Here is a 16,078-nt window from a genome sequence, read left to right as displayed (position 1 = left end):
GACATTACATTTTTTCTGCGGAGGACTACCATGCTGATTGAAAATCATGAATTAACGATGAGCCATGTCGGGTTAGGGAATTTGAATGAGTACGCGCTGCTGCTGTTATTCGGCAACGCACACAGTCACCATTTAACGGACGGAACGGGATTCCGGCCTGATCAGATGGCCGATCACCAAGGGCTGATTTTGTATCCGGCTTATTTTATGACACATCTCAAAGTTCCTTCAGATAAGCCTCTTGATCAGTACCGATTATGGGACGAGGTTTCCGTCGGAGTCGATATCTCCCGGTTTGGAGAAACCATATTAGAATCTGATTATTTGTTCGGGCTGAAAGGAGCGGTCAGCTCAGATAAAAGCGAGTGGGACCGCGAACGGTTTCCTTCTATGAAAGCCAATAGTTTAATTGTCGTCGACGTCACACAAACAGAAGGTTCGACCCGCAAAGTCTCAGCGCCTAAGGCTGAATGCATTGCGGATCTTTCTAAGCTAGCCAAGCCGCCTTACGCGCTGATGCGGTCAAAGAAAATCAGAACGGACGCTTTCGGTATGAAGCCGGGCAACCTCAAAACAGCAGACCCCGTTTCATATCGGGTTCCTGTTGATCAGGATGCTGCGCCGGGGCATGCCATGGTGTTTGCGAAATTCAGCAAGATAATGGATGCGGCGGAATTTGAATGGATGACGCGCCGGTCGAAGCCGGGTTTTCCGGTTTCAATCGCGCGGCATTTATTTTTGCTTGAAAGAGAGACGTATTATTACGGAAATTGTTTTGCAGATGAAGAGCTTGATATTTATATGACGGGTCACATTGAAGAATGCGATCCCGACTTTCACGGTGAGTCCCTCGGTATGATCTCAGTGGCGAAAATCAGCTATCAGATTGAAGTCTATATGAAAAGAAATCATACATTGCTGGCCATTTCCAAGGTGGATAAGCTGCTGGCGGTGCCGACCTCTTCACAAGATCATATTCCGGATTATAAACGGATCATCAGAAGTTTATAAAATGAAGAATGGAGCTGAAAGCAAATGGAACAAACCAAGGAAATGAAGCAGATCATCGCTCAAATCATCCAGGACATTCAAGAACAGCAGTCATATCGGGCCGTAGAAGCGGGCGATGATGTGAGAGTCATAGAGGATCTGGGCTTCTCATCACTGGATATCGCTCAATTAGTCGCACAGATGGAGATGGAAACCGGAGTAGATCCTTTTTCCCAAGGAGAAACAATTTCCAGCATTACAACCGTCGGCAGCATTTGTGATATTTATCAAAAATATATGGACAGTGCTCAATCATGAAAACAGAAAGCGGGGGAGATATCAGCTGGGTGACTGATAAGCTTAGGGAAACGCAAGACAGTGAGTTTCTCATTTTTAAAGGGCAGACTTTTACGTATGATGATTTGCTGACACGAATCAGCTTTTTTCAGAAAGAACTTGAACAAAACGGAATACGTGAAGGAGAATGTGTGGCGCTTATCGGGGATTATTCCCCGAACGCCATTTTTTTGCTGATGGCGCTTCTGTTAAACCGAAATATCGTTGTCCCTCTCAGCAATGAATCAAGGGAAAAGCATCTCGATATGTTTGAAGACGCGAAAGTGAATCAAATCATTGAAATAAATGAAAATGACAGCTGGACGCTTCGTGAAGGTTCTAAAAGCGCCTCTCACCCTCTGCTTGATGACCTGCGAGAGAGAGGAGAGTCAGGCATTATTATTTTCACATCGGGAACCTCCGGCAAAAGCAAAGCATCCGTGTTAAGCGCCGGCCGGCTGCTTGAAAAATACAAAACGGCGAAAAGAAAACCGCTGCGTACACTCATTTTTCTGAAATTGGATCATATAGGCGGCATTAATACGCTGTTTGCGATTCTGTTTAACGGGGGAACAATCGTCACATCAGACAGCAGAACGCCGGAGTCCGTTTATCAGGCGGTCGACAAACATGCTGTCCAAGTACTCCCCGCCACCCCGACCTTTTTAAACATGCTGCTGATGTCCAAGGCGGATGCCGGGTATAACCTCTCTTCACTCCAGCTGATCACTTACGGCACAGAACCGATGCCCCTATCAACGCTGCGCGGCATTCACCGGCTGTTTCCGGGGGTACGGCTGAAACAAACATACGGATTAACTGAACTGGGTATATTCTCAACGAAATCAAAAGACAGCCAATCCACTTGGATGAAAGTAGGCGGTGCCGGAATAGAGACCAAAATTACCGGAGGCACGCTTTGGGTCCGTTCTGAGTCGGCGATGCTCGGCTATTTAAATGCACCGTCACCTTTCGATGAAGACGGCTGGTACGACACCGGTGACCAGGTGGAAACAGACGGCGAATATATAAGAATTCTCGGAAGAAAGAGTGAAATCATTAATGTGGGCGGAGAGAAAGTGTTTCCGGCAGAGGTGGAAAGCGTTTTTCTGGAGATACCGAATGTCCGGGATGTGCTCATAACGGGCCGAAAAAATCCGATTACGGGCGAGATTGTCGCGGCAGAGGCCGTGCTTGAAAAAGAGGAAGATATCAAATCTTTCAGAAAGCGGGCCGTAGCTCATTGCAGACAGAAGCTGCAGCCATATCAGATACCGCAGATCATTTCTGTTACAGATCGGAAACTGTCTAATGACCGATTTAAAAAAATAAGAAACGTGTAAAACAGGAGGTACATATGAATAACGGAAAAGTAGCGGTCGTCAGCGGAGGAAGCCGGGGGCTCGGAAAAGCGATTGTACAGGCGCTTTTGGATGAGGATTACAAAGTAGCCGCTTTCAGCCGCAGTGAATCTGATTTTATTAACACATTGAGAGAGAGTGAAAAGTACCGCGGCCGCTTTTATTGGGAAGCGGCGGATGCGGCGGATGATGCCGCCATGAAACAGTTTGTTCTTCAAGTATACCGCAAGTTTTCCAGAATAGACGGCTTGGTCAATAACGCCGGTTTGAACCTTGATCAGCTGCTGCCCCTGACAAATGATGATGACATTGACCGCATCCTCAATCTGAATATCGGTTCAGTCATCAAGCTGACCCGAAACGTTTCCCGGGTCATGCTGAAACAAAATTCCGGATCAATCGTTAACATAAGCTCCATTATCGGCTCAAGAGGATTTAAAGGCACTTCTGTCTACAGCGCATCCAAAGCGGCTCTTGACGGCTTGACGCGAAGCCTGGCCAGGGAGCTCGGGTCCAAAGGAATCCGTGTCAATTCACTTGCGCCCGGTTTTGTGGACACCGATATGACGAAAAATATGCCGGAAAAACAAAAATCGCAAATTATCAGAAGGACGCCGATGGGGCGTTTAGGCGAAACAGACGATATGACCGGACTCGTTCGTTTCCTGCTTTCTCCTGAATCGTCCTTTATGACCGGACAGACAATGGCAATTGACGGCGGATTAACTTGTTAAAGCACAGAAAAATTCTTTTGTACAAGGGATGGTATCCTCATGAAATGTATTAACGAATTTTTAAGAACGGTAATAGCGCAAAAGCTGGGTGCCGAGGTGACCGAAGCAGAAGATAAAACCGCTTTTTTTACTCTTGGCGTGACGTCTCTCATCAGTGAAGAAATCATGACCATATTGCATAAAGAATTTACCGGCCTTTCTGAAACGCTGCTGTTTGAATATCCGAACATTGAGAAATTGAGTGAGTTTTTAAGTGCGCAGAAACGAAATCCCGAAAGCGTTCTTGAATTCAAAGAAACGGAGCCTGATACGGGAAGCCGGCTGGAAGAAGAATTGCTTCCTGTACAGGCGGCTGAAAAGGTGCCTGAACCGGGAACAGACAGGAGCTCTGATATTGCGGTTATCGGAATGAGCGGGATGTTTCCGAAAGCGGAAAACCAGCATGATTTTTGGAACAATTTAATGGAAAATAAAGATTGTGTCTCCGAAATCCCTGAGGACAGATGGGACAGCTCTTATTACTCGGAAGAGAAAACAGCAGAATACGCGTCATATAGTAAATGGGGAGGTTTTATTGATCGTCCGGATCGATTTGACCCGCTGTTTTTTTCTGTTTCCCCGTGGGAAGCTGATTTAATGGACCCTCAGCAAAAATTGTATGTCACGTGCTGCTGGGAAGCGATGGAGGATGCCGGTTACGGGAACCCGGCGGCTAGGCCGACGGATCAAATCGGTGTATTCGCCGGAGTGACCTGGAATGAATATTCATTAATTGCACACGAAGAAGGTTTCCTCAAAGGTCAGTATAAAGGCCCCGGCTCCTTATATTGGGGCATTCCGAACCGGGTTTCTTATTTCCTTGATCTCCATGGGCCGAGCATCGCTGTTGATACGGCGTGTTCTTCATCGCTTGTCGCCGTCCATCAGGCTTGTCAGGCCATTATGTCGGGCGACTGTGAAATGGCGCTTGCCGGAGGCGTCAACCTCAGCTTACATCCGCAAAAATACATGTTTTTAAGCCAATCGCATTTCCTGTCTTCTGAAGGAAAATGCCGCAGTTTCGGTGAAGGCGGAGACGGTTACGTGCCCGGCGAAGGCGCGGGAGCCGTTTTATTAAAACCGTTGAAAAAAGCGATTGCGGACAACGACCACATCTACGGTGTCATTAAGGGGTCCGCCACTAATCACGGCGGCAAAACGACCGGGTATACGGTGCCGAATCCGGAAGCGCACCGGGACCTGATTTTATCCGCTATAAACAGAGCCGCGGTAAGTCCGGCGGATATCAGCTACATTGAAGCTCACGGAACCGGCACAGCACTCGGCGATCCGATTGAGATACGCGGTCTGTCTATGGCATTTGATAAACAGACCGATGAGAAAAATGACTGCGGAATCGGCTCGGTGAAATCCAATATCGGACATTTGGAAGCGGCTGCAGGGATCGCCGGTTTAATCAAGGTGCTTTTAAGCATGAAACATGAAACGCTTCCCGCCAGTCTGCACGCCGAGGAACTGAACCGCAAGATTTCTTTTTCTGATTCGCCATTTTATGTCGTCCGAAACAACCGGCCGTGGCCGGCTGAAGGAGATAAACCGAGAATCGCCGCAATCAGTTCATTCGGCGCAGGAGGCTCTAATGCTCATCTGATCGTAGGTGCTTATCAGCCAAAACGGCAAGCGGACGGGAATACTGAACAAAAACCGCATGCGGTCGTACTAAGCGCACATTCCGAACAGCAGCTGAAAGAATATGCCGGGAAATTAAGCTCTTTTCTTGCCCGATTGGAAAACTCGCCTTCTGCCGGCGGATACAGCCTGGAAAATATCGCTGCCACCCTATTGTCAGGCAGAGAGCCTTTCTCCTTCCGGCTTGCTGTCATTGCATCATCCCTTTCAGAGCTGAAACAGCGATTGAACGGATTTGTAAGCGGTCACGGAGAAGGAAGTCATATTTACTTCGGAAAAGCGTCACCTGGGCGGCCGGGCGTTTCAGGCCAATCCGTTTCAGATCCTGAGAAATTTGCCGCGCTGTGGGTGAAAGGCTTTCAAGATTGCAAAAAGCCGGAAACGCCGTATCAGAAAGTTCCGCTTCCTACGTATCCGTTTTTAAAGGAAACGTCCTGGCTGACCGATCAAAAAAAGCGGTATACAAAAAAGCCCCAAAATACCAAAAGTCGTGAAGCGCTGCATCCTCTGCTTGATGAGAATGTTTCATCCGCCCGGAAAGGGACGTTTCAAAAGATATTTTCCAAGGATGAATATTTCTTTAAAGATCATTTAGTGAACGAAAAATATGTGCTTCCCGGAGTCTGTCATCTGGAAATGGCGGCATACGGCGCGGGATTGTGGGGAGAACGCCCGGTCGTCTCTCTTCAAAGTGTGTGGTACATGGAGCCGATTGTGACAGGGACAGACCCAACATCCGTCATGATAGAGTTTGAAGCAGAAAAAGAGCGTATAAGCTATGTCATTAAAGAAAAAGGAGCGGACGGCAACCTCTTTTCGCAAGGAGAAGTGATTTGTAAAGAAAAAGGAGCGCCTTTTGAGGCCCCGGTCTTTCAGCTCCCGGCGCCATTTACGCAGAGAACGGAGCCGAAAGACATCTATCACTCGTTCTCTGAGGCGGGAATCGTGCAAAAGGACAGTTTTCAGGTCATCCGCGAATTTTCTTATACAGAAAGGAAAGCACTGGCCAAATTAACGCTCCCGTCACACTTGGAAGCCGATTTTAAACAGTACATCCTCCATCCGTCCTTAATGGATGGCGCTGTTCAAACTGCAATGGCGCATGTGCTGCAATTTCAAAAAGAGCCTGCGCTTATCGTACCGTTTTCCTTCGGAGAAATACAGCTGCTTAAACCGTTAGCGAAAACCGTATTTGTGCATGCGGAAGTAAAAGCGGCCTCCGTTCACCAATTTGATCTGCATATTTGTGATGAGCGCGGCGTGCTGTTGGCGGCAGTGAAAGATTTTATCATAAAAGAGGTGCAGGAAAGCGCCGGGTTTAACCAAAAAGCCGGCGCCACGCCGAAGAAAAGCCGTGAAACGGAATTGCTTATGACGCCGGTTTGGAACACCGTCACCATTCCGGAAACCGGCATGTCTTTCATGCGTGAAGAAAAAATAATCGTCATCGGGGCCGGGCCGGATTTTCAGCAGGCTTTGAAAGAGATGTATTCCGATGTCCGTTTTCCGGACATCACTTCTTTGGACAGCGCGGAACAAATGGCTGAAACACTGAAAGCGCAAGGCTCTTTTCAACACATGATATGGGCGGCACCGGATCATCCCATTCCATCCGTTTATGATGCGGATACGGCCGGCGGACAGGAGCACGGGGTCATGCAGCTTTTCCGGCTGGTAAAAGCGCTTCTGCTTCTGAATTTTGACACGGAACCACTATCATTGACAATCTGCACGTTTCAAGCACAGCCGATTCATGAACATGATGAGGTCAATCCGAGTCATGCAAGCATACACGGATTAGCGGGATCGCTCGCAAAAGAATACACCAATTGGAGCATCCGGCCTCTTGATTTGGAATCTCAAAGGGGAGACCGGCATCTTCCCGATGTCTTTTCTTTACCGGCGGACCCCGAGGGAAATCCGTGGGTCTTTCGTGCAGGTCAGTGGCACCGCCAGCAATTGGCCGTCTGCCAGCCTCATGCAGATGAGCCTTCGTTATACCGGCACGGCGGGGTTTATGTGATAATCGGCGGAGCAGGCGGAATAGGAGAAGTATGGACTGAATATATGATTCAGACCTATCAGGCGAAAATTGTCTGGATCGGGAGACGGAAAAAAGAAACACAGATTGAAAGAAAGCTGAAAAGACTTGCGGCTTTAGGTCCCGCACCGCAATATTTCAGCGCGGATGCTGCGGATTATGATTCTCTCAAGCGCGCGTATGACACCATTGTGAAGGAAAATGGACAGGTCCTCGGAATCATTCATTCCGCCATCGTGTTATCAGACAGAAGCTTTGCCAATATGGAAGAGGATCAGTTCCGCGCTTCACTTTCTGCAAAAACTGATGTCAGCTTGCAGATTGCCCGGGTGGCTGAAGGGGAACCGCTGGATTTCTTGTTGTTTTTCTCTTCGATGATGTCGTTTCAAAAAGCGCCGGGACAGAGCAATTATGCCGCCGGGTGCACGTTTAAAGACGCTTTTGCTAAGCGGATCTCACAAAAAGCGCCGTATGCCGTAAAAGTTGTCAATTGGGGTTTTTGGGGAAGTGTCGGCGTCGTGGCTTCAGAACAATACCGGAAACGGATGGAGCGGGACGGCATCGCTTCTATTGAGGCGCCCGAAGCGATGAAAACGCTGGAAACCCTGCTTTCCGGACCTCATGACCAGTTGGCGCTGATCAAAATGACAGATCCGGTTTTTATGAAAGACGATCTGAAAGAACAAGTAACGGTTTATCCGGAAAAGATTCCTCCCGCACTCGGACAATTAGCGGTTAACATCACGCAGAATGACGAAGCTGAGCGGTTAAAAGCATCAAGTGTAATGAGCTGCATGAGAGAGATGGAGTCCCTCATTGAAAAAATACTTGTATCAACCCTTTATGAGATGGGCGCAAGGCTTGATGAAACTGTGCCGTTATTTCAATCGGCTGCCGGCATAACGGAACAATACAGCAGATGGCTGAAAGAAAGTTTTGTCTTCCTTAATAAATTAGCGCTTGCTCAGGAAAAAACGGATTTAGGGCAGGTGTGGGAGGAATGGGAGCGGAAAAAAGAGACTTGGCTGCGCCAGAAAGACATGAGGGCCCATGTCAGATTGGCAGAAGAGACATTGCGTGTGCTTCCAGACATTTTAACCGGTAAGCTTCCAGCAACCGAAGTGATGTTCCCTGACTCCTCCTTCCGTCTTGTGGAAGGCATTTACCGCAATAATATCATTTCTGATTTTTTCAATGACAAGCTTGCTGACACATTGATTGCAGTTTTGCGGGAACGTCTGGAAAAAGACCCGCAGGCGAAAATCCGCATTTTAGAAATCGGGGCCGGAACGGGCGGGACGAGCGCCGCGGTCATGAGAAAATTGAAACCGTATGAAGCGCATATTGCCGAATATTGTTTCACGGATATTTCTAAAGCATTTCTTTTACATGCAGAAGACATATTCGGTCCGGAATATCCTTATGTCACTTATAAATTATTCAACGCTGAGCAGCCGGTATCAACAGAAGCGCCGGACATCGGCACGTATGACGCAGTGATCGCGACCAATGTGCTTCATGCGACAAAAAATATCCGCTCTACGCTGCGCCATGCGAAAGCAATGCTGCAAAAAAACGGCCAGCTGTTTATAAATGAGATCAACAGCCGCACCATATTCAACCATGTGACGTTCGGCCTTCTTGAAGGCTGGTGGCTGTATGAGGATCATGATTTACGGATTCCGGGCTGTCCGGGGGTTAAGCCGGCCGGCTGGTCGGAAGCGCTTTCACTTGAAGGATTCGTCCATCCTCTGTTTCCGGCTGAAGCCGCACACGACTTGGGCCAGCAGATTATAGCGGCTGAAAGTGACGGAACGGTCAGGCTTGCCCTCCCGCAGGCATCAGAAGAAAAACCGGAGCGCCGTCCGTATGACGCAGATGGTCTTTCGGATAATACCTTGCATTTCAGCTTGAGAGAAAAAAGCGTTGAACTGATGAAGAAGTTAATCGGTGAAGCGCTTAAAGTGCCGGCGCATCGTCTTTTATCCCATGAACCGTTAACCGCATACGGATTGGATTCCATACTGGTCGTCAGACTGACCAACGCGTTAAAAGACGTCTTCGGTTCTGTCAGCAGCACTTTGTTTTTTGAATATCAAACCATTGATGAGCTTGCTGATTACTTTCTGTCTTCCCGTAAAGAAGCGATCGAGCGGCATTTAGGGAATGGACGGGCTCATCTCGAAAACGCCGGACGGGTGCAGACTCCCGCAGAAAGCGCCGCGCCGATTCCAAACGTAAGAGAACGGGGCATCACATATCTGACGGAATTAATAGGAAAAACGCTGAAGATTCCGAGCGGGAGAATGGATGCGTCGGTTTCCTTAACCGCATACGGTTTGGATTCTATTCTGGTCGTCAGGCTCACAAATGCTTTTCGTAACGTGTTTGACCAAATGACCAGCACCCTCTTTTTTGAATATCAGACGATAGAAGAAATCGCGGATTACCTGCTTCTTTCTCAGCGGGGAGCATTTATGAAAGCGATGGGTGTGCGTGAGGAGCAGCTGTCTGATCACACAGATAACCTGAATGTAAAACAAAATAGGATTCCTCAAAACGAGGAAGGCAGCAGGACAAACGGAGATCCCTATATCCAGGATATCGCTGTCATCGGTCTGTCAGGCCGGTATCCGGGCGCCGATCACGTTGATGAGCTGTGGGAAAATGTAAAAACCGGCAGGCATTCTATTACTGAAGTGCCGAAAGATCGCTGGGACTGGAAAACGTTTTATAACGAGGAACGCGGAAAATGGGGGTCCATTTATTCAAAATGGGGCGGTTTCATCGATGACATTGATAAATTTGATCCGCTGTTTTTCCGTATATCTCCCGCGGAAGCTGAAAGGATGGACCCGCAGGAAAGGTTGTTTCTGCAGACTGCTTATTCAAGCATTGAAGATGCGGGGTACACCCCGGCCACGCTTTGTGACAGCCGGAAAATCGGAGTCTTTGTCGGTGTGATGAACAGCAATTACCCGACAGTTCCCAGCGACTGGTCTATCGCAAACAGAGTATCGTTTTTGTTCAATTTTCAAGGGCCGAGTATGGCTGTGGATACAGCATGCTCTTCTTCTTTAACAGCTGTCCATCTCGCTGCAGAAAGCCTGCGGAGCGGAATGAGTGAAACAGCGATTGCCGGCGGAGTCAATCTTATCGTTGATCCGGCCCACTATGAGCGGCTGTCCGCTTTTTCAATGCTGTCTCCCGGTGATAAATGCAAATCTTTCGGAGACAGTGCGGACGGTTTTGTTGACGGTGAAGGAGTAGGGGCGATTGTGTTAAAGCCGCTTGCTCAAGCGGAGAAAGACGGCGATCATATTTACGGCGTTATCAAAGGAAGCATGCTGAACGCAGCAGGCAGGACAAACGCTTATATGGTGCCGAATCCGAAAGCGCAGTTTGATCTGATCGCAGAGACGTTGAAACGGACAGACATTCACCCGAGAACGGTCAGTTACTTGGAAGCCCACGGAACGGGCACTGCGCTCGGTGATCCGATTGAAATCGACGGGTTAACAAAAGCTTTTCGCCTGACAACAGAAGACAGGCAGTTTTGTTCCATCGGTTCAATTAAATCAAATATCGGACATTTAGAAAGCGCTGCCGGGATTGCGGGGATCACCAAACTGCTTTTGCAATTGAAACATAAGAAGATCGCCCCTTCATTGCATGCGGCGGAATTGAATCCGAATATTGAGTTTGAGCACACTCCGTTTTTCGTACAGCAAAAAGAAACGGAATGGAAACGACCTGTCTTGAATATCACGGGTGAAATGAAGGAATACCCGAGAATTGCCGGCATTTCCTCGTTTGGAGCAGGAGGTTCAAACGCACATGTCATCATTCAGGAATATGTGCCGTCTGACAGCCTGAAACCAATGGAAAACGCGTCTGTTTCTCCGCAAAAACCGGCTGTTATTATTTTATCAGCGCGAAATGAGCAGCAATTGACAGAGCGCGCCCGCCAGCTTCTGGATGATGTCATAAGAAAAAAACGTTCTGACGGAGATTTGGCCAAGATCGCTTACACGCTTCAGGCGGGAAGAGAACCGATGGCTGAGCGGCTTGCATTTACGGCCGAGTCGATAGAAGAGCTGAAAATGAAGCTTATGAGTTTCTCAAACGATCATAATATCGAACATGCTCATATCTGGCGGGGCAGGACAGCCAAACATCATTCATTGGCGGCTTCGCTCACTTCTGATGAAGATATGGCGCTTACCATAAATGCCTGGCTGAAAAAAGGGAAATACGGAAAGCTGCTTGACCTTTGGGTTAAAGGACTTGACGTCGATTGGTCAGCTCTTTATCAGCGTAACCCGGGCCGCATCAGTCTCCCGGCCTACCCTTTTGCCAAAGACCGATATTGGGTCACAAAAGCTGATGTGTCACTTGACAAAACAGGCTCAGCGGAAAGTGAGAAAGCAGCCAGACTTCACCCGCTGCTCCATGCGAATACATCGACCTTTACCGCCCAGCGCTTTACTTCTGTTTTTTCAGGGCGTGAACCGTTTTTTGCCGATCATATCGTCAATGGAAAACCGGTGCTTCCGGGCGCGGCTGCTTTAGAAATGGCCCGGGCCGCCGTTACGCTTGCCGCTGAAGACTTGCCGGACGGGAAAGCGGGTGTCCGGCTCAAACAGATTGTTTGGCTCCGTCCGGTGACGGCGCTTTCTGAAGGAGTGACGCTTCATGTAAAGCTTCAGCCGGAAGAAAACGGAGACATCGCTTTTGAAGCGTATGCCGAAGGGGAAGAGCCGCTTGTCTTTTTCCAGGGAAAGGCCGTGCTCGAAGAGACGGAGCGTGCTCCTGTACTCGATGTGGAAGCGGTTCAGGCGCGCTGCGGCGGCCGGCGCATGTCAAAGGCTGAGTGCTATGAAGCATTTGACAGCCTCGGCATCACCTACGGACCGTCTCATCAGGCGCTTGACGCCGTCTATGCCGGGAGCGGAGAAGTGCTCGCGAAGCTCACTCTTCCGCCGTCCGCCCGCGAAGAAAAGGAGCCGTTCATCCTGCATCCGAGCATGCTGGACGCCGCCCTTCAGGCTTCTATCGGTCTCGTGCTCTCAGACGGTTCTGCGTCCGGACGGCCGTTTCTGCCGTTTGCCCTGCAGGATATGCAGGTGTTTTCTGCGTGCCGTGAGACGATGTGGGCGGTGCTTTCCTCAGCGGACGGCGCCTATCATATTGAGCTGTGTGATGAAAACGGCGCGGTATGTGTCCGATTGACGGGACTCACCGCCCGTTTTCTGGAAGAGGAAACGGAGGAAAAACCGCTCTTGCTTCAGCCAAAGTGGCAGGAATCACCGCCGGGTGAAGGCGGACAAGAAGAGTCTTTCAGATACGTGACGCTGTATTGCGGAATGAATGCGGAGGACATAAGCGGCGCCGTATGTGCGGCTGACGGCGAAGGTCCGATTGAAGACCGTTATGACGCCTGCGCGGCGGAGCTGTCAGCGATCGTCACCCGTCTTATCAAAGAAAAACAGAAGAAAAAAACGCTGATCCAGCTTCTTGTCCCCGACAGGGGGGAAGACAATGTATTGGCGGGGCTGGCCGCTTTCCTGAAAACGGCTCACCTTGAACATCCGAAGCTGTACGGCCAAGTCATCCAAGCCGATCCGGACGAGCCCGCATCATCGCTTCTTGCCAAACTGAAAGAAAACCGGGCGCATCCTGAACAAGCGGAAATCCGTTATGAAGACGGCAAACGTCTCGTCAGAAACTGGCGTCATCTGCCGGCCTCTCAAAGCGGCGCCGTTCCGTGGAAAGACGAAGGGGTTTACCTCCTCACTGGGGGAGCGGGCGGCATCGGACTGATTTTCGCTGAAGAAATAGCCTCCCGCGTCAAAAACACCGTCCTCGTATTAACGGGAAGGACGGAAGCGCTTGATGAAGACCGCTCCGCCCGCTTACGGCGCTTGGAAGCGTCGGGTGCCCGCGTATTGTATCAACCGGTTGACGTGACAGACAGGGCGGCGGTCATCGCCCTCGTCCGCAGCATACAGGAGGAGCACGGAACACTCGATGGGATCATTCACGGCGCAGGCGTGATCGCTGACAACTACATTCTGAACCAGACAGAAAATGAACGGAAGACCGTCATGGCGCCGAAAGTGAAAGGGCTTATCAATCTTGATGAAGCAGCGAAAGATGTGCGGCTGGACTTTTTCATTCTGTTTTCTTCCTTGGCGGGAGGCATGGGAAATCCGGGACAGGCCGGTTATGCGGCAGCCAACGCATTTATGGATGTTTATGCAGCCCGCCGAAACCGTCTCGTGCGGGACAACAAGCGGAGCGGGCAGACCCTGTCTGTCAACTGGCCGCTTTGGGAAGAGGGCGGTATGCGCGTGGACAAAGAGACAGAACGGCTGATGTATGAACAGACCGGAATGAAAGCCATGCGATCGGCCTCAGGCATCCAAGCGCTTTATGCCGCTTTTGCCTCCGGAGAACACCAGGTCATGGTGGCAGAGGGCGACGAAAAACGGATTCGAAAAAACCTGATGCCTGAAGCGCCGGAACCGTCCCGCAGCATTCATGTGTCAAGGAAGACGCACGTCCATCTGCCGAATAAAGTACAAGCAGAACTCAAACATATGATATCAGGCATTCTGAAGGTGAAAGAGGAAGAAATAGATGCTGAATCAGAGATGAGAGATTATGGATTTGATTCGGTTTCATTCACGCAGTTTGCAAATGAACTAAATAAAATGTATGGGCTCGAACTGACACCGGCCGTGTTTTTTGAATACCCGACAGTCTTTAGTTTTACCCAATACTTGCTGACGGAACATCCGGATACATTCGGCTCACAGGCAGAAACAGCAACAGAAACGGAGAAACCGATTGTGCGTAAAAAAATGAAGACGGAGCCATTCTCGATTTCGTCCCGCCTTCCTAAAACAAAAACCGCAGCTGCACCTGAAGAGCCCGTGGCGATAATCGGAATCAGCTGTGCATTTCCAATGGCTGAAAATCCGGAAATGTTTTGGGAGAATTTAGCCGGAGAAAAGGACTGCATTTCTGAAATACCGCCGGAGCGCTGGGACTGGAGACAGTATTACGGAGATCCGCAGAAAGATAAAAATGCGAGCAATGTAAAGTGGGGCGGCTTCATTGATGAAACCGCTCAATTTGATCCTTTATTTTTCAGTATTTCTCCGCATGAAGCCGAAATGATGGATCCTCAGCAAAGACTTTTAATGATGCATGTATGGAAAGCGATTGAAGATGCCGGCTGCTCTGCCAAAAGCCTGTCAGGTACAAATACAGGCATTTTTGCAGGCACGACAAACAGCGGTTATGCTCAGGAAGCTTCAAAGTTCCATATAGAGATTGAGGGTTCTTCCGCCGCCGGAACGGTTCCGTCAATCGGTCCGAACCGCATGAGCTATTTTCTGAATATACATGGGCCGAGCGAACCGATTGAAACCGCCTGTTCAAGCTCATTGGTCGCTGTTCACCGTGCGGTCAGGGCAATTCAGGCCGGAGACTGCAGCATCGCGATTGCAGGAGGCGTCAATGCTATTGTGTCGCCGGATATGCATATCAGCTTTAATAAAGCGGGAATGCTCAGTGAAGACGGGCGCTGCAAAACATTTTCCGATCAAGCGGACGGGTATGTCAGAGCTGAAGGGGCCGGCATGATTGTTTTGAAAACATTATCCGATGCGGAACGTGACGGCGACCGTATTTATGCCGTTATTCGCGGAACGGCGGAAAATCATGGCGGACGGGCGGCTTCCTTTACATCGCCAAATCCGAAAGCACAGACAGAAGTCATGATAAAAGCGTATCAGCAAGCGAACATCGACCCCCGTACAGTGAGTTATATTGAAGCCCACGGCACGGGAACGGCGCTCGGAGATCCGATAGAAATCAACGGACTCAAAGCGGCTTTTGCAGCGCTTTATCAGAAAGCCGGAGTAACGGCACCCGATCAGCCTCATTGCGGCCTCGGTTCCGTCAAAACGAATATCGGCCACACAGAGCTTGCCGCCGGCATGGCCGGTCTTTTAAAAATTATTTTACAGATGCAGCACAAAACGCTCGTTAAAAGTCTGCATTGTGAAACCATTAATCCGTATATCAGCCTCGACGGCAGCCCGTTTTATTTCGTCCGCGACACTCAGCCGTGGAAAGCGGCGACTGATGATAGCGGAAATGAACTGCCGCGGAGAGCGGGTGTCAGCTCGTTCGGATTTGGCGGTGTCAACGCTCATGTCGTGCTCGAAGAATATGTTTCTCCTGTTGAAGAGAAACAATGGACGGACGGTGAACTTCAGCCGTCCTTATTCATTCTCTCGGCAAAGACGGCGGAACAGCTGAAGGAACGTGCGGAACAGCTGCGCAGATATTTGGAAAAGTCGCATTCAGCTGACGGAGCTCTTGCGGGTATCGCTTATACGCTTCAGCTTGGCCGGGATGAAATGGAAGAGCGCCTTGCCGTCATTGCTGAATCAAAAGAAGAGCTTACGAACGCGCTGAATGATTTCCTCAGCGGCAAGGAGACGGGGCAGAATTTCTTTACAGGCCGGAACAAAGCGATGAAACAGCTGTTTACAGAGATGACGGACAACGCAGAAATGAGCGGGACCGTAGATCAATGGATTGAAACAGGAAAGTATGCAATGCTTGCAAAATTATGGGTGCAAGGTTTACATGTCGACTGGAATAAATTATATCCGGACGAAAGGCCAAAAAAAGTCAGCCTGCCCGTCTATCCTTTTGCGAAAACACATTGCTGGATACCGCGCAGTGCGCAGCATATAAGACAACGGGAGACTTACGGGACTGATACGTCCCCGCTTGAGACTTATGAGCGCCTGCTTGATGAATTGGAGAAAAACGAAATAAGCATAGAAGCCGCTGTAAAAAGAACGATCGGTTTTTACAGGGATTAGCGTAATGGAGGAAACCAT

General features: G+C 49.5%; 5 protein-coding genes. All 5 read left to right on the top strand.

From position 1 onward, the window contains the following. The first annotated feature begins 30 nt into the window (after nucleotides 1-30). The 5 genes from AD710_RS00040 to AD710_RS00020 are packed head-to-tail and all read left to right on the top strand — an operon-like array spanning nucleotide 31 to nucleotide 16,060. Nucleotides 31-1,011 carry an LnmK family bifunctional acyltransferase/decarboxylase gene (locus tag AD710_RS00040; protein ID WP_049626973.1) on the top strand — a complete coding sequence of 327 codons (981 nt, stop codon included), beginning with the start codon at nucleotides 31-33 and terminating at the stop codon, nucleotides 1,009-1,011. Between the two features lie 24 nt (nucleotides 1,012-1,035). Continuing rightward, a complete protein-coding gene (locus tag AD710_RS00035; RefSeq protein WP_003153264.1) occupies nucleotides 1,036-1,308 on the top strand; it encodes an acyl carrier protein in 273 nt (90 codons plus the stop codon). After that, on the top strand, nucleotides 1,305-2,669 hold the full coding sequence (locus tag AD710_RS00030) for a long-chain fatty acid--CoA ligase (RefSeq protein WP_049626972.1): 1,365 nt from the start codon (nucleotides 1,305-1,307) through the stop codon (nucleotides 2,667-2,669). The genes AD710_RS00035 and AD710_RS00030 overlap by 4 nt, the downstream gene beginning before the upstream one ends. A 14-nt stretch (nucleotides 2,670-2,683) precedes the next feature. Next, nucleotides 2,684-3,421, top strand: a complete 738-nt coding sequence (locus AD710_RS00025) for an SDR family oxidoreductase (RefSeq protein WP_049626971.1) — start codon at nucleotides 2,684-2,686, stop codon at nucleotides 3,419-3,421. Nucleotides 3,422-3,460: 39 nt separating this feature from the next. Further along, complete coding sequence (locus tag AD710_RS00020; RefSeq protein WP_049626970.1) at nucleotides 3,461-16,060, top strand: type I polyketide synthase; 12,600 nt, start codon at nucleotides 3,461-3,463, stop codon at nucleotides 16,058-16,060. Nucleotides 16,061-16,078 lie beyond the last annotated feature (18 nt).

Origin of the sequence: Bacillus sp. JFL15 (assembly GCF_001184225.1) — a bacterium.
Taxonomy (GTDB): domain Bacteria; phylum Bacillota; class Bacilli; order Bacillales; family Bacillaceae; genus Bacillus; species Bacillus siamensis.
This window is presented reverse-complemented; position numbering and strand designations above follow the sequence as displayed.